Source organism: Aquihabitans sp. McL0605 (assembly GCF_049993875.1).
Taxonomy (GTDB): Bacteria; Actinomycetota; Acidimicrobiia; order Acidimicrobiales; family Iamiaceae; genus Aquihabitans.
Window position 1 is genome coordinate 1,157,075 of sequence record NZ_CP188252.1, and the last position, 18,078, is coordinate 1,175,152.

General features: G+C 70.8%; 7 protein-coding genes. 4 read left to right on the forward strand and 3 right to left on the reverse strand.

What is annotated here, in order from left to right:
- Nucleotides 1–82 precede the first annotated feature (82 nt).
- Nucleotides 83–12,016 (forward strand): Ig-like domain repeat protein, encoded by an 11,934-nt coding sequence (locus ACPPVX_RS05300; RefSeq protein ID WP_426573856.1) that lies wholly within the window; start codon nucleotides 83–85, stop codon nucleotides 12,014–12,016.
- Nucleotides 12,017–12,036: 20 nt separating this feature from the next.
- Nucleotides 12,037–12,318, forward strand: a complete 282-nt coding sequence (locus ACPPVX_RS05305) for a hypothetical protein (protein ID WP_426573857.1) — start codon at nucleotides 12,037–12,039, stop codon at nucleotides 12,316–12,318.
- Here ACPPVX_RS05305 and ACPPVX_RS05310 read toward each other — a convergent pair.
- Together ACPPVX_RS05310 and ACPPVX_RS05315 are read right to left on the reverse strand one after the other, a co-directional pair.
- Nucleotides 12,248–13,087, reverse strand: coding sequence for a phosphatase PAP2 family protein (locus ACPPVX_RS05310; RefSeq protein WP_426573858.1), 840 nt, complete (start codon nucleotides 13,085–13,087; stop codon nucleotides 12,248–12,250). The two genes, ACPPVX_RS05305 and ACPPVX_RS05310, sit on opposite strands and share 71 nt — an antisense overlap.
- A gap of 78 nt (nucleotides 13,088–13,165) precedes the next feature.
- A complete protein-coding gene (locus tag ACPPVX_RS05315) occupies nucleotides 13,166–14,614 on the reverse strand; it encodes a multicopper oxidase domain-containing protein (protein ID WP_426573859.1) in 1,449 nt (482 codons plus the stop codon).
- 161 nt (nucleotides 14,615–14,775) lie between these two features.
- Here ACPPVX_RS05315 and ACPPVX_RS05320 point away from each other — a divergent pair, with 161 nt between their 5' ends.
- Nucleotides 14,776–15,306 carry a DUF1697 domain-containing protein gene (locus ACPPVX_RS05320; RefSeq protein WP_426573860.1) on the forward strand — a complete coding sequence of 177 codons (531 nt, stop codon included), beginning with the start codon at nucleotides 14,776–14,778 and terminating at the stop codon, nucleotides 15,304–15,306.
- Between the two features lie 23 nt (nucleotides 15,307–15,329).
- Here ACPPVX_RS05320 and ACPPVX_RS05325 read toward each other — a convergent pair whose 3' ends face one another.
- Nucleotides 15,330–15,818: a hypothetical protein gene (locus ACPPVX_RS05325; RefSeq protein ID WP_426573861.1), complete on the reverse strand. Its 489-nt coding sequence runs from the start codon at nucleotides 15,816–15,818 to the stop codon at nucleotides 15,330–15,332.
- Between the two features lie 104 nt (nucleotides 15,819–15,922).
- On the opposite strand from ACPPVX_RS05325, the gene ACPPVX_RS05330 reads away from it, so the two are divergent.
- Entirely contained in the window at nucleotides 15,923–17,989 is a 2,067-nt protein-coding gene (locus ACPPVX_RS05330; protein WP_426573862.1) for an SPFH domain-containing protein, read from the forward strand.
- The last annotated feature ends 89 nt before the right edge of the window (nucleotides 17,990–18,078 follow it).

The window sequence follows — 18,078 nt, forward strand, 5'->3', positions numbered from 1 at the left end:
AGGGATCCGCAGGTCAGGGGCATGATCCGGGCTCCATGCCGGTCTCAAGCGGGCTCCAAGCGCGCCATCGGATCGTGTTGGCATGGAGACGACCGCCATCCCCACCGACGCCTCGAGCCCCGGCTCGACCCGTCGGCGCCGCATCACGATCACCGCCCTCATCGCGGGCATCGTCCTCATCGCCATCGGTGGCGCGGCCACCGCCGCGCTCGCCGTCGGTCCCCCCGACGGGACGCTGCGGTACACGTGGTCGATCGGTGACCGCTACGGCCTCGATGCCGACAGCGACGGCATCGTCGACGACCACGACGGCATCACCGACCTGGCGAAGGACAAGGCGTTCATCCAGACGCCGACGTACCAGCTGACCTTCGACAGCTGCGCGTCGCCGGCCGTGACCGACCGGACGTCGGTCATCACCGGCTTCACGGTCACCCTCACGGGCGCGGAGGCCAAGACGGTCGACGGCACCAGCTGCAAGCAGACCGTGCCCGTGACCAAGCTGGGGACGTTCACCGCCAAGGTCGAGATCAAGGTCGGGCCCGTCACGGTCGACAGCCGCACCGAGACCATCGCTCCCAAGGACGACCTGCTCGTCTCGGTCGGCGACTCGGTGGCCTCGGGCGAGGGCAACCCCGACACGGTCGTCTCCGGCACCAACTGGACCCCGAAGTGGGAGAACGAGCAGTGCCACCGCACCAGCCTCGCCGGGCCCGCCCAGGCCGCCCTGCGCATGGAGCGCCGCGACCCGCACTCGTCGGTCACGTTCATCCACCTCGCCTGCTCCGGCGCCTCCATCACCCAGGGCCTCCTCGGCGACTACGCCGGCCAGGACCCCTCGAAGGGCACCATGCTCAAGCCGCAGCTCGACCAGCTCGCCGAGCTCGTCGGCCCGCGAGCCGTCGATGCCATGACCGTCTCCATCGGCGCCAACGACGCCGAGTTCTCCGCCGTCGTGAAGGCCTGCCTCGTGCAGACCAACTGCCACCTCCCCAACGGGACGGGCCAGAAGAACGGTGTGCAGCTCTTCGACGAGAAGGCCCCGCTGATCGAGAAGAACTACGCCCTGCTCGACGCCCGCCTGGACAAGATGGCCAAGCAGCAGGCCGGCGACGTGAAGCTCAAGGGCAAGGTCTTCGTCACCGAGTACATGGACGTCACCAAGGACGACGACGGCAGCTACTGCACCGGCAAGACCCAGAAGGAGAAGGACGCCGGCGCCGCCGCGGGCGGGACGTCCAACACCGACGGCCTCAACGCCGAGGAGATGAAGTGGGCCGACACCTACGTCGAGGACGGCCTCAACCAGCGCGTGAACAAGGGCATCGCCACCGCCAACGCCAACGGCGGCGCCCAGATCCAGTTCGTCGGCGGCATCAAGTCGGTCTTCGCCAAGCACGGCTACTGCGCCCAGGACCGCTACATCCGCACGCTCGCCGAGTCGCTCCTCTACCAGCGGGGCATCGACGGCGCCTTCCACCCCAACGCCGAGGGCCACCTCTACGCCTACGCGAACAAGATCGAGGACGCCGTCGCTCCCGCGCTCGGCATCGAGGGCACCAAGGCCCCGCTCGAGTTCGACACCGCCGGCCAGCTCGGCGATGCCCTCAACTCGTGGATCGCCACGCTCGACCGCACCGGCGGGCTCGACGCCCTCACCAACGCCCTGCCGTTCGGAGCCCGCGACCAGGTCCAGACGTTCCTGCGCGACGAGTTCTTCGGGAAGTTCCTCCCCAAGATCCAGCAGGCCGCCACCGACGGCATCACGAGCGTCACCGAGCTGTCCGAGCGCCTCGACGACCTCGACGGCGACGGCAAGCCGGGCGTCGACACGTTCGGCCTGGCCAACATCAACCTCGACGTGACCGGCGACATCGAGCCGAAGCTGCCGTCGAAGACCTACGACATCACCTTCACGATCAAGGGCGACCTGGCCGTCGACCCCGACATCGCGCTCAAGGCCGGCCAGGTGGGCCTCAGCGGGCAGAAGACGAAGGGCACCGCGGCCTTCTCGCAGACGGTCAAGCTCCACATCGACTTCACCAAGAAGAAGACCGAGCAGTTCTACCTGACCATCCCGCAGGACGGGCTGAACGGGAGCATCAAGATCAACCTCGCCGGTGACTTCGGCGGCGCCGACGGGCCTGCCAACGGCCCCGACCAGCCGGCCATCTCGTTCACCTCCGGTGGGCTCGGGCTCAAGGCCGTGGGCCAGGCCAGCGCCAACGTCGACCTCGGCTACTCCATCAAGGACCCCAACGGCGACGGGCGCATCGACGCCACGGAGATCGGCAACCCGCTGTCGTGGGTCCAGGCCCGCTGCGCCTCGGGCGCCGCCAAGGTCGACCTCAAGGCCAGCGCCAGCCTCGTGGGCTTCACCTCGGCCCTCGGCCGCATCACGCTCGACGACCCCAACCTCTGCGACGGCGTCGACCTGCCCAAGGTCGACCTGGCGGAGCTGGGCGAGTTCCAGGGCGTGACGATGATCGACTTCGTCAACGGCCTGGCCCAGCTCACCACCGCCCTCAAGGGCATCCAGACCGGCAACGACGTCGACATCCCCTTCGTGAAGGAAGGGCTCTCCGGCGTGATCTCGGCCAACGAGAAGCTGGTGAGGTTCTTCACCGACAACGGCCTCACCGACCCGACCAACCCGATGGCCACCATCACGTTCGACCCCAAGCAGCGGCCCGACCTCGACACGATCGACGAGCTCCTGCCCAAGCTGGCCACCGCGCTCGGCGTGCCCCTCGACACGCTCAACCCCCGGGTGGTCGACCGGCGCCTCCTGCTCGACCTCTCCACCACGATCGACCCCGCCGCCAAGACCGGTGCCGGCTCGCTCGACTTCGGCGACCAGCTCTCGAAGACCGGCCTCACCGAGATCACCGGCACCGCCAAGGCGACCATCGACCCGGCGCTCACCATCAAGCTCGGCCTGGGCATCGACCTCCGCCCCGACCTGGCCCTGGGCGACCGCTTCTTCCTGCAGCTCGCCGACGGCGCCGAGATCACCGCCGACGCCAAGGTGACCGCCGACGCCCAGCTCACCGCGGGGATCGCCCTCCTCGACGTGGACCTCGCCGACGACAACGCGGCCGGTGCCGTCACGCTCCTCGACCGCAAGGACCCGGCCAAGCCGCTGCTGTCGATCGACATCAAGGGGACCGTCGACGGCACGCCCGACGACAACCGGCTCACGCTCAACGAGCTGACCACCCCGACCACCGGCGCCAAGAGCCCCATCAAGGTGACGCTCAACGGCAAGGTACCGACCTTCGGCCTCAACGCCAGCGCCAAGCTCGCCGGCAGCCCGTTCGCCACCGGCAAGGTCACGATCGGCTGGCCCGACATCAGCGACCCGGCGCAGCTGAGCGTCGCCATGGACGGCAACTTCCAGAACCTGCTGCTCCCCTTCGCCTACGACCCGAGCAACCCGCGGGCCACGCTCACCGGCATCCTCAACGCCACCCACACCGGCGTGGCGAAGCTCCGGGCCGCCCTCGCCACGAACCCGCAGCTCATCCGCACCCTGCCGCTCATCGGCAAGTCCGCCGGCGAGCTCGACCCGATGCTCGCCAAGCTCGAAGACCGCCTGGCGACCCTCATCGAGATCGACGAGACCCTGACCCTCGACCAGCTCGAGGCCCGCATCGAGAAGGAGCTCGGCACCGCCCTGGGCGTCGCCAACGACCAGTGGCCCGGCCTGCTGTCGTTCCGCTACGAGAAGCAGGGCGACAAGGGTGCCGCCCTGCTCGCCGACCTCAACATCGGCTTCTGCTCCAACGACCGCAAGGCCCTGCCGGGCTGCTCCAAGGTCTCCGAGCTCGGCCCGTACCCGCTCAACCTGGCCCTCGGTCAGAGCGCGGACTCCATGGCCGCCGTCACCTCCGACGGCAAGGTCACGATCAGCTACGACGCCCGGCTCAAGCTGACCGTGGGCATCGAGCTGCCGAAGGTCACGGTGTCGGCGGCCGGCGTCCCGGTCTTCCCGACCACCGTGCCGCGGATCTTCGTGGCCGACACGTCGTCGCTGGACCTCGGCATCGGTGCGAACGTCACCGGCCAGTTCGCCGGCGTCCTCGGCCCGGTCGAGGTCAAGATCGGCAACGGCACGAAGGCGGCGTCGGCCAGCCTGGCCGCCCGCTACTCGCTGAAGTCCTCGACGGCGAACGCCGCCTCCCCCCAGCGGATCTACGACACCGCCATCCCGGCGTGGGTCACCACCCTGGTGCCCGACCCGTCGAAGGGCGGCAACGTCCACGACACCACGGCCACCAAGAGCACCTGCACCCCCGCAGCCGACGCCTGCGCCGTGCTGCCCATCACCATCAACAACACCTACGTGGGCGACATCACCTTCCGGGCGCCCGACCTCCTGAGCCCGTCGGGCTGGTCGGTCGACGGCCAGCAGGTCCTCGACAACCTGCACAACGAGAACATCCAGTACGCCATCTTGATCGGCGGCATCGAGTCGTTCGTCGAGCGCCTGGAGGCCAGCCTCCGGTCCATGCCCGCCGACAAGACCATCCCGCTCCTCGGCGTGAACCCGACGGCCGGCGCCGACGTGCTCGAGGACTTCCGCAAGGGGTTCGTCGAGCCCGCCCAGGACCTGGTCAACACGATCAACGCCGCCAACAGGGCCAGCGTCGTGCGGGCCAACATCCAAGACTTCGTCTTCGCCAAGATCGGCCCGGACTCCGCCCTCAAGCTCCTGCGCGACGGTCCCGACACCGGCACCGACATCACCAAGGCCGACGTGGTCGTCGACCTCAGCTGCAAGATCGACGGCGTCGTCAAGGCCTGCGCCGACAACGACTCGCCCCTGAAGATCGAGGACCTCCAGCTGAAGGTGCCGCTGGCCAAGACCGCCACCGTCACCTCGAAGCCGCTCGACTCCGGGTTCCCCGGCCTGCGCCTGAAGTCCGACGAGGGCTTCTCGGCCGGCGTCGGCTTCGAGATGGACCTGGCCTTCGGCATCGACCGGACCAACGGCTTCTACATCCCGACCAAGGCGTTCGGCACCCAGCCCGAGCTCCGGGTCCAGGCCACCGCCTCGCTCCCCGCCAACGTCGACGCCCAGCTCGCCTTCATCCCCGTGAAGATCGCGGACAAGGACCCGGGCGTGCCGGACGTGGCCGCCGTGCTCGGCGTCGACCTCGCCTCCGGCGGCAGCGACGACAAGATCACCCTCGGCCAGCTGGGCAGCGCCCAGATCACGCCGAGCGTCCAGGCCTGCGCCGACGTGCGCCTCGGCCTCGAGACCGGGGCCTCGAAGAGGTTCCCGGCCATCAAGGCCGACCTCTCGCTCAACGGTGGCTACAACTGCCTCGCCGGCGGCGTGACGGGCGCCCCCGCCAACAGCGGCGGCATCGGCATCGGGTTCGACAACGTGCGGGTCAACGCCGGCTCGGTGATCAACGACTTCGTCGGCCCCGCCGCCGAGGCCGTCCGGAAGTACACCGGTCCGCTCGAGCCCACCATCGACGCCCTGCGCCAGCCGATCCCCGGCGTGAAGGAGGCCGCCCGCGCCGTGGGCGCCCCCCAGCCCACCTGGTGGGACCTCATGAACGCCGTGAACGAGGTCCGCAAGGGCGCCGGCGAGGCGGACCAGCTGGCCATGATCAAGAAGGTCATGCTCGTGAGCGACCTGGCCCGCCAGCTCGCCCCCGGCGTCGGCAACGCCCAGGACATCTCGCTGGGCAGCTTCAAGCTCGACACGGCCAAGGCCCAGTCCCCGAGCGGCGCCACCGACATCGACAGCCTGCTCACCGACGAGACCTACGCCGACGGCGGCACGTCGGTCATCTCCCGCCTCCAGGGCGCGGGCATCCCCATCGAGGTGGCGAGCAAGGTCCAGCGCGAGGCGCAGTACCAGTCGCTGACGTTCCCGGCGTTCGAGAAGCCGCAGATGCTCTTCGAGCTGCTGCTCGGCAAGGACGTCCCGCTCGTCCGCTTCGAGGCGGGCGGCTCGTTCCTCCACGTGCCGATCGGCCCGTACTCGTTCCCCGTGGGCCCGGCCACCCTGTACTTCGGCGGCGCCCTCGACGTGGGCGGCCACTTCTCCGCCGGCTTCGACACCTACGGCATCCGCCAGGCGTACTCGATGCTCACCGACGACGACCCGACCAACGACAGCTTCGGCCAGGCCGCCACCGGCCTGCTCGGCGGCTTCTACCTCGACGACAACAACGCCAAGGGCGAAGACGTCCCCGAGCTGCGGGCCCAGGCCGAGGTCACCGTCGGCGCCGGCATCGGCATCCCCGGCTTCGGCGTGTTCGCCGAGGGCGGCGTCCACGGCGATGCCTCGATCGACCTCAAGACCACCGACGGCAAGCTCCGTCCCGAGGCGCTCATCAAGCAGCTGCGCAAGAACCCGAACCCCGTGTGCGTGTTCGACGCCAAGGCGCACATCGACGCCTTCGTCCGGGTCGTGGTCTCCAACCCGGTCAAGGACGTCACGTTCCCGATCGCCGACAGCGTGGTCCTCGACGAGCCCGACCTCACCGACTTCTGCAACACCCAGCAGACCGACACCCAGGAGAAGCTGACCGGCAAGCAGTACACCGACGGCACCCTCGAGGTGTTCACCACGGCGCAGTCCGATCACATCCTGGTGACCCAGCGCAGCACCGCCGGCACGGTCGACGTGTCCAGCAAGGGCGTCGTCGAGACGTTCACCGGCATCAAGAAGGTGTTCGTCGACGCCGCGGCCGGCGACGACCAGGTCACCATCACGGCGGACACGCCGCGGGCTTCCGCCATCAGCGCCTGGGTGTGCGGCGGCGCCGGACGCGACCGCATTGCCGCCGACTCCGGCCCGGCCACCCTGTACGGCGATGCCGGCCAGGGCACCACCACCGTCGAGAACGGCGTCACCAAGTCCCTCCCCTGCACCGCCGGGCCCGGCTCGCCGGACTCGCTGCACGGTGGCCCCGACGCCGACCTCATCGTGGGTGGCGACGGCGGCGACGACATCGTGGGCGGCGCCGGGGCCGACAAGCTCCAGGCCGGCAACGGCGACGACACGATCCTCCCCGGCACCGGCGACGACACGGTCGACGGCGGCGCCAACACCGACGCCGTCAGCTACGCCGACGTCGACACCGACATGACCGTCGACCTGCGCGACGCCAAGACGAGCGGCGCCACCGGCACCGCCGAGAAGGATACCTTCACCGGCATCGAGACCGGCGTCGGCGGCCCCCGCAACGACACCCTGCTCGCTCCCCCGGTGGGCGCCGTCCTCGACGGTGGCTCCGGCAACGACACCCTCCAGGGCGACGCCGGCATCGACGTGCTCATCGGTGGCAGCGGGAACGACACCCTGTTCGGTGCGGCCGGCGACGACCTCCTCGCCGGCTCCTTCGGCGACGACCGCCTGGTCGGCAACGAGGGCGGCGACCTCTACCGGGGCAGCGAAGGCACCGACACCGCCGACTTCTCCGCCGAGCCCGGCCCGGTGACCATCACCATCAACGGCCAGGCCGACGACGGCCGGGCCGACCAGGACCACAAGGACGACGTGGCCGACGCCGAGATCGTGCTGGGCACCACCGGGAACGACCAGCTGGCCGCCGGCGTGCCCCCCGCCGAGCTCCACGGCCGCGACGGCGACGACACCGTCGACGGTCCCGGCAAGCTCTACGGCGAGGCCGGCACCGACCTCCTGCGCGGCTCGCCAGGTGACGACGAGCTCTACGGCGGCGACGCCGACGACGAGCTCCGCGGCAACAAGGGCAACGACAAGCTGGAGGGCGGGACCGGCAGGGACCTGCTCGACGGCGGCCTCGGCGCCGACTCGATGAGCGGCGGCGCCGACTTCGACACCGCCGACTACTCGAGCCGCACCGGCAACCTGACCATCTACCTGACCAACGGCGCGGTCGACGGCGAGGGCGACGTGAGCCACTTCACCGGCCCCGACTGCTCCGGCAGCACGTGCGACGAGGTCAAGCCCGACAACGAGAAGATCGTGGGCGGCTCCGGCAACGACACGATCGGCGGCGACAACGGCGATCAGACGCTGGTCGGCGGCGCCGGCACCAACGTCCTCATCGGCTACGCCGGCATCGACACCTTCGTCGGCGGCGACGGCAAGGACGACGCCACCGACGGCGACGCCGCCCAGAGCAGGCCCGACCCGGCCGGCAAGGGCGACACCTACCTGCTCGGCAAGGGCGACGACGTGGTCCACGGCTCTGGCGGCGATGAGCACATCGAGGCCGGCGAGGGCGACGACACCGGACAGCTCAGCGGCACCGGCAAGGTGTTCCTGGACATGGGCCCGGGCAACGACACCTTCGACACCGACAAGGGCGACCACACCGTCATCGGCGGCCCCGGCAACGACCACCTCGCCTCGTACCTCGGCAAGAAGGACATCGACATGGGCGAAGGCGACGACGTCGTCGCCCTGAACGCCGGCGCCTACGCCACCCGAGCCGACATGGGCCCGGGCAACGACGAGTTCGACGGCGGCAACGACCAGCCCGGTCGTGACGTGGTCGACGGCGGGCCCGGCGCCGACAAGCTGTTCGGCGGCGGTGGCGACGACGCCCTCACCGACCGGGACGGGCCCGGCGGCCTGCAGGGCGGACCCGGCACCGATGTGCTGACCACCGGCACCGGCACCGACACCATCAGCGGCGGTGACGGCAACGACACCATCGTCGACGGCGGCAGCGACGGGGCGGCCATCGTCGACCCGAGGCAGTACATCAACGGCGACGGCGGCGATGACACCATCACCATCAGCGGCTCCAGCGTCAGCCTCGACGCGGTCGGCGGCGACGCCGGCAACGACATGATCACCGGCAACGACAGCGCCCAGAAGCTGCAGGGCGGCGAGGGCAACGACACCCTCGACGGCCGCGGCGGCGACGACCAGGTCTTCGGCGAGGGCGGCGACGACACCGTCAAGGGCGGTGACGGCGACGACTGGGTCAGCGGCAGCGACGGCACCAACATCCTGGTGGGCGGCGCCGGCGCCGACCGGCTCGAAGGCGGGGCCGGCCACGACACCGTGAGCTACGCCGACCGCACCAGCCCGGTGTGGGTCACCCAGGGCGGCAGCGCCGCCTACGACGACGGCAACGCCACCGACGACTCGGCGACGGTCCCCGGCAAGCGCGACAGCGTCGCCGGCTCCATCGACCACCTCATCGGCACACCGTTCGACGACACGCTCGCCATCGGCAGCCTCTCGTCCACCGAGGTCGCCCGCCTCGAGGGCCTGGCCGGGCGCGACACCCTGACCAGCACCGACGGCGCCTCCCTCGAGGGCGGCGACGGCGACGACACCCTCGTGGGCAGCCCCGAGGTCGACACGCTCGACGGCGGCAAGGGCAGCGACCTGCTCACCGGCGCCGGCGCAGCCGACACCGAGCAGGGCGGCGAGGGCGACGACCGCCTGGACCAGGGCACCGCCGTCGACGGCGGCGACCGCCTCATCGGCGGCCCCGGCACCGACGTGGCGGACTACTCCGCCCGCCCGGCCGCGCAGGCCATCGCCTTCACGCCGGGCACCGGCGGCGCCGATGACGGTGCCGCCGGCGAGGCCGACGACGCCGACGCCACCGTCGAGTCCGCTCGGCGCAGCGGCACGCCCACCCCGACCCCGACCGTCACCCTGGCCCCCGCCAAGGCCACGGCGGTCGCCGGCGAGACCGTGAACGCCACGGTGACCGTCGCCGGATCGGCCGGCACCGCCACCGGCGTGGTCGAGCTCACCGACAACGGCGTCCGCGCCGGATCCGCCACGCTCGACGGCACCGGCAAGGCGACCATCGGCGCCCGCTTCGCCCGGGCCGGCACCCGCACCCTGACCGCCTCCTTCCGGGGCGACAGCCACTACCGGGCCGCGGCATCGGCCAACGTCGCGGTCACCGTGGCGAAGGCCGCCACCGCCGTCACGCTCGAGGCGCTCGACACGCCCACCAAGACGGGCACGACGACGAAGCTCAAGGTCACGGTGGCTCCCAGCACCGGCAGCCTGGCCCTGACCGGAGCCGTCTCCATCAAGGAGGGCACCACCCCCGTCCAGACCTTCTCGGTCACCGACGGCCAGGTCACGGCCAACCTCTCCACCCCGCTCGCTCTCGGCCGCCACGACCTCACGGCGACCTGGGCCGGCGACAGCGACACCACCGCCGCCACGTCACCGGTCGCCACCGTGCTGGTGACCGGCGACGGCAAGGCCCCGGCCCCGACCGTGGCGGTGAGCACCGACCCGGCGAGCCCCTCCAGCTCGACCGCCGTCTCGTTCAAGGCCAAGGTCACGCCCGTGACCGGTGCGTCGACCCCCACCGGGACCGTCGCCTTCACCGCCACGGGCACCAACCCGGTCCGCGAGGCCGTCTCGCTCGGCTCGGCCGACCTCGTGGCCGGCACCGCCACCCTCGCCCGGCCCGCCGGGCTCCCCGGCGGCACCTACACGGTCACGGCGGCCTATGCCGGCTCGGCCACCTCGGCCGGAGCGACCGGCTCCGCACCCATCGTGTTCGGCCGGACGGCCACCACCACCACGGTGGCCAGCAGCCTCAACCCGGCCACGACCGATGCCGGCATCGCCTTCACCGCCACCGTGGGCCGCACCGCCGGGACGGGCACGCCCACCGGCACGGTGACGTTCCTCGACGGCACCGAGGTGCTCGGCACCGCCCCCCTCGGCCCCGACGGCACGGCCCGCACCACGAAGCCCCTGCTGCTGGGCACCCACCAGGTGACGGCCCGCTACGAGGGCAGCGACACCCTGGCCCCGTCGACCTCCGCGGCGCTCGCCCAGGTGGTCACCACCCCCAGCGGGACCACCGGCATCGCCACCACCACCGCCCTGGTGCGCACCGGGAACAACCTGATCGCCACGGTGGCGCCCGCCTCGGGCACCGCCACCGGCCAGGTCCGGTTCACCATCGACGGCACGGCCGGATCGCCGGTCGACCTGGTGGGCCCCACGGCCACCACCCCCCTGCCCTCGCTGGCGCCCGGCGACCACACGGTCACCGCCGCCTACCTGGGCTCGCCCACGCACGCCCCGTCGACCTCGGCGGCGCTGAAGGTGACGGTGACGGCGGGGGCCGCCCCCTCGGCCCCCGGCACCCCCACGGTCACCTCGGCCACGGGCACGGCGGCCTCGCTCTCCTGGACGGCGCCGACCAACCCGGGCGGCAGCGCCGTCACGGCCTACCGGGTGACCGTCAAGGCCGACGCGGCCGGCACGGTGGTCGCCACCTTCGAGACGGCCGACGCCAACCGGACCGCCGCGGTCACCGGGCTCACGCCTGGTCACCTCTACCGGTTCAGCGTGGCGGCCCGCAACGCCACCGGCATCGGTGCGGAGTCGGCCCTGTCGGCCACCGCCCTGCCGCCGTTCAAGAGCGTCGACGCCTTCACCACCCAGCAGTACGAGGACTTCGCCAACCGGGTCCCGACCGCCGCGGAGCTGACGGACTGGCGCACCAAGCTGGCCAACGGCTCGGCGACCCCGCAGAGCCTGGTGAACCTGGGCATGGACTTCAAGCACGCCGCCGGGATCACCCCGATCACCCGCCTGTTCAACGCCTACTTCGGCCGGCTCCCGGACCTGAGGGGCCTGGACTACTGGACCGGGAAGTACCGCAGCGGCACCAAGCTCAGCACCATCTCGGCCACGTTCGCCGCCTCGAGCGAGTTCAAGAACAAGTACGGGGCGCTCACCAACCGGGACTTCGTGCTGCTCATCTACAAGAACGTGCTCCAGCGCACGCCCGACGCCACCGGCGTCGACTACTGGACGGCCAAGCTCGACAAGGGTGCGGCCCGGGGCGAGGTCATGACGACCTTCTCCGAGAGCAGCGAGTACAAGCGCAAGACCGCCGCCACCACCGACCTGGTGGAGTCGATCCGCTCGATGCTCGTCCGGGTCCCGACCACGGCCGAGCGCACCGAGTGGGAGGCCAAGCTCAAGGCCGGCGCCCCTCGCACGGACCTGCTCGCCTGGATCCTCGCCCAGCCCGGCTACGACGCCCGGGTGTAGGGGGGACTAGGACTGCGGACATGATCCGCCGCGCGCTCGACTGGGCGTTCCGCAACCGCGAGACCGGCCGGATCACGATCGCCCAGGCGCCCAACCTGGCGCTCGCCACGTTCCTGGTGGCCGTGGTGATCCGGCGGCTCTCGCACCCCGGCGGCGACCTCGGGACGCTCGTGACGGTGGTGGCCACCGCGGCCATCGGGTGGTGGGCGATCGACGAGATCGTCCGGGGCGTCAACCCGTGGCGACGAGCTCTGGGGTCGGTGGTGCTGGTGCTGACGCTGTGGGGCGTCGTCGCCGGCTGACGAGGGTGCGGACGCCAGAGTCGATCAGCAGGGCGATGCCGACGAGCGCCATCGCCACCAGCCCGTCGAGCCACCAGTGGTTGGCGGTGGCCATGACCGCCCAGAACGTGAGCACCAGGTGGAGCGGCCCGACGATGCGGAACCTGCTCTTGGTGACCGTCCACACGCCGAAGCCGACGATGGCCGCCCACGCGATGTGGATGCTGGGCATGGCGGCGAACTGGTCCGATGCGCCGGTGCCGGCCGGGCCGTAGATGTCGTGGCCCATCTGGGCGGCGATGTCGTAGAAGCCCAGGTCGGGCAGGAGCCGGGGCGGTGCCACCCGGATGAAGCGGATGAACAGGCAGAACCCGGTGGTGATCGCCAGGACGTTGCGCCAGCGCGGGTAGTCGTCGGGGTGGCGGACCCACATCCACACGAGGAAGCAGATCAGCGCCGGCACGTGGACGGTGGCGTAGTAGTCGACGGTGAGCGTGGCCGCCCAGTGGTGGGCCTTGAGCCAGTGCTCCATGCTCAGCTCGGACGGCAGGTGGACCGACCGCTGGAACCGGTAGATCCAGCGGCCCCGCTCCTCGGCGCCCTGCTCGTGGGTGAGGGGCAGCTGCCGTGCCAACCGCCACAGCATGTAGAGGAACGACACCAGCGCCACCTCTTGGGCGACGGCGGCGGTGGTCTTCGCCTTCGGGTGGTCGAACCGGCGCGCCACCAGGGCGACCACGGCGAGCACCAGGGCGGCGACCGCTGCTTGGTTCCACGATGGCCACGGCATAGGTGGGGGCAGCCTGGCAAGCCGCGCCGCGCATGGCAACCCGCCCCCGGAGCGAGCTCCGGGGGCGGCCCCTCCAGATCAGGAGGCCTTGGGGTCGGTCACCACCATCGCGGTGACCATCCCCATCAGGCCCGTGTCGCTCTCGGCGTGGTTGAGGATGTGGCAGTGGAAGGCCCACGTGCCGACCTCGTCGGCGTGGATCAAGACGCTGTAGCGCTCACCGGGCGCCACCCACAGGGTGTCGACCTGATAGGGCGAGTTGAGGGCGAACCCGTCCTTGGCGATCACGAGCTGCTGCTGGCGGTGGAGGTGCATCGGGTGGCCGACCAGGCCCTCGTTGTAGAAGTGCAGGAGGATGTAGTCGCCCTTCTTGGCGGCGATCGGTGCCGTCTCGGGGAAGGCCTTGCCGTTGAGCGACAGCCCGATCACCCCGGCGTCGTTGAGCACCATCGGGATCTCCTGGGCCGGCTTGACGTTCTCGGGGACCTGGACCTGGCCGTACGTGCCGGCCTTGGGCATGGGCACCTCACCCACCTGGAAGATCGAGAACAGCCCGTTCAGGACGGCTTCCTGGCCGTGGTAGTGGGCGTGGTACATCGCCTGCTGGTTGTTGGGCCCGACGTTGAACTTGTACGTGTAGGTGGTGTTGGGCTTGATGTAGTCCTGGGTGATGCCGGCCACGCCGTCCTGGTCGTTGGGGACGTCGACGCCGTGGAAGTGGATGTCGGTGCTGATGGGGAGGTTGTTGGTCAGCACGATCTCGACGTCGTCGTTGGGGTCCACCTTGATCCACGGGCCGGGGACCATGCCGTTGTAGGTCCACGCCTTGACCACCTTGCCGGGGCTGACCTCCCAGTCGGTGACCGCGGCGGTGAGGTGGAACTGCTTGGTGCCATCGGGGAGGATCGTGGGCTTCAGCACCTGGTTGCCCGTGGGGATCGTGCCGGCCGCGTACTTGTCGGCGTTGGCCAGGAACGCGGCCACACCCTCGTCCATGCCTTGTTGCATCTGCTTGTCGAAGCGCTTGGCCACCGGGTCGGTCGACTCGAGCGAGCCGAGGTCGGCGGCAGCGTGGTCGGCGTGCTCCGACGAGGCGGTCTCGGCCGCGGCGGTGGCGCTCCCGGCGCTGCCGTCGGTGACGGTGAGCTTGGCCGTCATGCCCGAGTCCTTGTGCCCGGGCACGGAGCAGAACACCTCGTACTCACCGGGCTCGAGGCTGGACACGTCGAGCGCCTCGGTGGCCCCGGCCTTCAGGAGCGTGGTCTTGATGGCGGTGTCGAGGACGGTGAGGTTGTGGTCCATCGTCCCGCTGTTCGTCACGGCGATGGAGCCGCCGAGCGGCACGACGATGGTCTGGGGGGCGATGGCGAACTCGCTCAACCCCACGGCAACGGGTGCGCTGGCCGCCGCGCCGGCGTCGGTGGACTGGCTGGTGCCGTGCACGGCGACGACGCCCACCAGCAGGAGGGCGAAGATCGAGGTGGCGACGGCGAATCGGGCCAGCAGGGTCTGGTTGGCGGAGCTCACGAGATGCCTCCGAGGGCGTGGGGAGTTGACGGCTCCATCCTCCGGACCGGGCGGATCGGCCGACAGAGGCCCATGGCCCCCCGGAACAGGGTCGAAGGTCCCTGGTGCCGACGGCGAGGTGCCGGCCCCGTGAGCGGCGAGCGCTCGCTAGGGTCCGCGCCGTGCCTCGCCACGTCGCCTTCCTCCGAGCCGTCAACGTCGGCAAGCGCCGCATGGAGATGGCGGAGCTGCGCCGGGTCCTCGAAGCCGCCGGGCTCGACGACGTGTCCACCTACATCGCGTCCGGCAACGCCATCTTCAGTTCGGCCAAGCGGTCCACCACCCTGGAGCCCCTCGTCGAGGCCGCCATCGAGGAGGCCTTCGGCTTCCTGGCCGAGGCGTTCATCCGCCCCGCCGATCAGGTGGTCGAGATCGCCGGGCGCACCCCGTTCGGCTCGATCGACTCGGGCACCACCCACCTGGCCGTCTTCCTCCGCACGGCCCCGAGCGCGGCGGAGGCCAAGGCCATCGAGGCGATGTCAGGTGAGAAGGACGAGCTGAAGGTCATCGGCGCCGAGGTCCACTGGCACATCGAGGGCAAGTCGCTCGACACCCTCCTCAAGCCCAAGGACTGGAAGGCCGCCGGCGCCGCCCTCAACACCGGCCGCAACATGACCATGCTGCGCAAGCTCGCCGACCGGATCTCGGGCTGAGCGAGCGAGCGGCCCCGGCCGCCTCAGCCGGCCTTGCCCCGGCGGCCCGGCGGCAGGAGCTCGCGGCGGCGAGCCTCCTTCACCCACCGCTGGGCGGTGGTGACGGGGACGTCGTTGGCCTCGGCGATGTCGACGACGGGGCGGGAGCTGTCGGCGGCGAGCAGGCGGTAGGCCCGGGCGACCACCTCGTAGAACTCATCGGGGTAGCCGGGCACGGCGTGCTCGCGGAGCTTGGCCGGCACCCGCGCCTCGGCCCGGCCCTTCGACGACTCGTTGCCGTGGCGGGCCAGGGCGTTGACCGCCGCCTCGATCCGGCCCACGGGGATGGTGCGCAGCAGCGAGGCCGACACCGGGCCCTCGTAGCCGATGGCGTCGAGGTGGTAGCGCCCGTCGTGCTGGACCGCCGCGTGCACCCGCAGCTCGCCGGAGGCAGGGACGCCGTCGGTCCAGGCGTACCAGTGGTCACCCAAGGACCGGATGTGCCCGACGCGACGGGCGGCGCTGGAACCCACGCCGCTGACAGTACCCCAAAGATCCTCTTTCGCTCATTCAGACGTCTTGTTACGCTCACCCCGATGGCGACGCATCGTGCGGCGCCGGAAGAAAGAGAGCTCAGATGTCGATATCGAGCATCGTGATCCTCGCCGTGGTGGCGCTGATCGCCTACGTGCTGCTCAAGTCGGTGCACAAGATCGGTCCGGCGGAAGTGGGGTTGGTCAACAAGCGGGTCAGCGTTCGCAAGCTGCGCAACGACAACCCGGTCGCGTTCAAGGGGGAGGCGGGCTACCAGGCCACGCTCCTCATGCCTGGGCTCCGCGTCCGGGTGTGGCCCATCTTCGCGGTCACCAAGTTCCCGTGGGTGCAGATCCCCGCCGGTGAGATCGGCGTGGTCATCGCCCAGGTCGGCGGGCCCGTCCCGATCGGCGCCAAGAGCGCCGAGTACGACGCCGCCTTCGGCAACTTCTCCGACCTGTCGGGGTTCGTGAACGGCGGCGGCCAGAAGGGCGTGCAGCGCCCGGTGCTGCCTCCCGGCACCCTCGTGCCGCTGCACCCCGTCGCCTTCATGGTGATCGGCAGCCGCCAGGTCTTCGGCCTCCCCGTGTCCCCCGAGCTGGTGCGCCTCAACAAGGGCGAGGGCCTCACCCCCGAGTCGTTCGGGCTCGACCCGCGGCAGCTCCAGGTGGTGGTCATCGCCCCCAGCGGCGGTCAGGACGTCGTCGGCATCGTCACCACGCTGGAGGGCCAGCCCCTCGAGTCGGGCGACATCGCCAGCCGCCTGGGCGGGTTCCAGGACATCGAGACCATGGAGCAGCAGCCCGACGCCACCGACGCCGAGCTGATCGACACGCTCCTCGGCTCGAAGAACGACGAGCACAACAACTACCAGGACTTCCAGAAGTTCCTCGACGCCGGCGGGCGCATCGGCCTCCAGCACGACCCGCTCCAGTACGGCGCCTACCTGCTCAACCCGTTCCTCGTCCGCGTCGACATGGTGCCGATGCTCGTGGTCAACCAGGGCGAGGTGGCCGTCATCAAGGGCTTCGTCGGCCTCCCCACGCTCGACACGTCGGGCTCCGAGTTCAAGTTCGGCTCCATCGTCCGCCCCGGCCACCGGGGCATCTGGCAGGAGCCCCTGCGCACCGGCAAGTACCCGATCAACCCCCGCGTCTACGCGGCGGAGATCGTGCCGACGTTCATCCTGACGCTCAACTGGAGCACGTCGAACTCCCAGGCGCACGACCTCGACTCCCGGCTCGAGCCCATCATCGGCAAGAGCCGTGAGGGCTTCGTGTTCACCATCGACCTGCAGGTGCAGATCCACGTGTCCGACACCCGGGCGCCGAAGGTGATCTCGATGGTCGGCACCATGGTCAACCTGGTCAACGAGGTCCTCCAGTCGGCGGTGGGCAACCACTTCCGCAACACCCTCCAGGCGCTCGAGGCCGTGCAGTTCATCGAGACCCGCCAGGCCGTGCAGCGCGCCGCCCTCGAGGCGGTCACGCAGTACCTGTCGGCCTACGAGGTCGAGACCCGCGGCGTCTACATCCAAGACGTGGTGTTCCCCGAGGAGCTGGTCGAGGTCCTGACCCGGCGAGAGATCGCCAACCAGGAGCGGGCCACGTTCGTCGAGCAGCAGAAGGCGGAGACGGCCCGCATCGAGACCGAGAAGGCCAAGGGCACCGCCGACATGCAGTCGTCGCTCGCCCGGTCGGCCGTGTCGGTCGACATCAACCGCAACGAGGCCCAGGCCCGAGAGGCGCAGGCCAGCGGTGAAGCCGCCTACGTGCGCCTCACCGGTGAGGCCGAGGCCGACAAGCTGCGGGCGATCGGTCTGGCCGAGGCCAAGGCCACCGAGGCCCTCGGCGTGGCCAAGGCCACCGGCTACGACGCCCAGCGCGAAGCCATCGGCGAGATGTCGACGGCCCTCGTGGCCGTCGCCGGCGCCATCGGCGAAGGCGGCATCGACATCATGCCGGAGGTCCTCGTGACCGGCGGTGGCGGAAGCTTCGAAGGTCTCGCCGCCACCCTGATGCAGGCGCTGCGCAACGGCACCCTCACCAACGGCTCGGGCAACGGCGACGGTCGCCGGCGCACCGAGGTCGGCGAGGCCCTGGCCGAGACGGCCCAGGAGGTGGAGTCCACGATGGAGCCCCTGGGCTCCGCCGAACCGCCGGCCGAGTAGCCCCCACTCCCCTCCCAAACGAACCTCGCACGGCTCGAGTCGCCTCAGGCGCTCGAGCCGTGCGTAGTTCCGGGGGTGGGCAGTGGCGC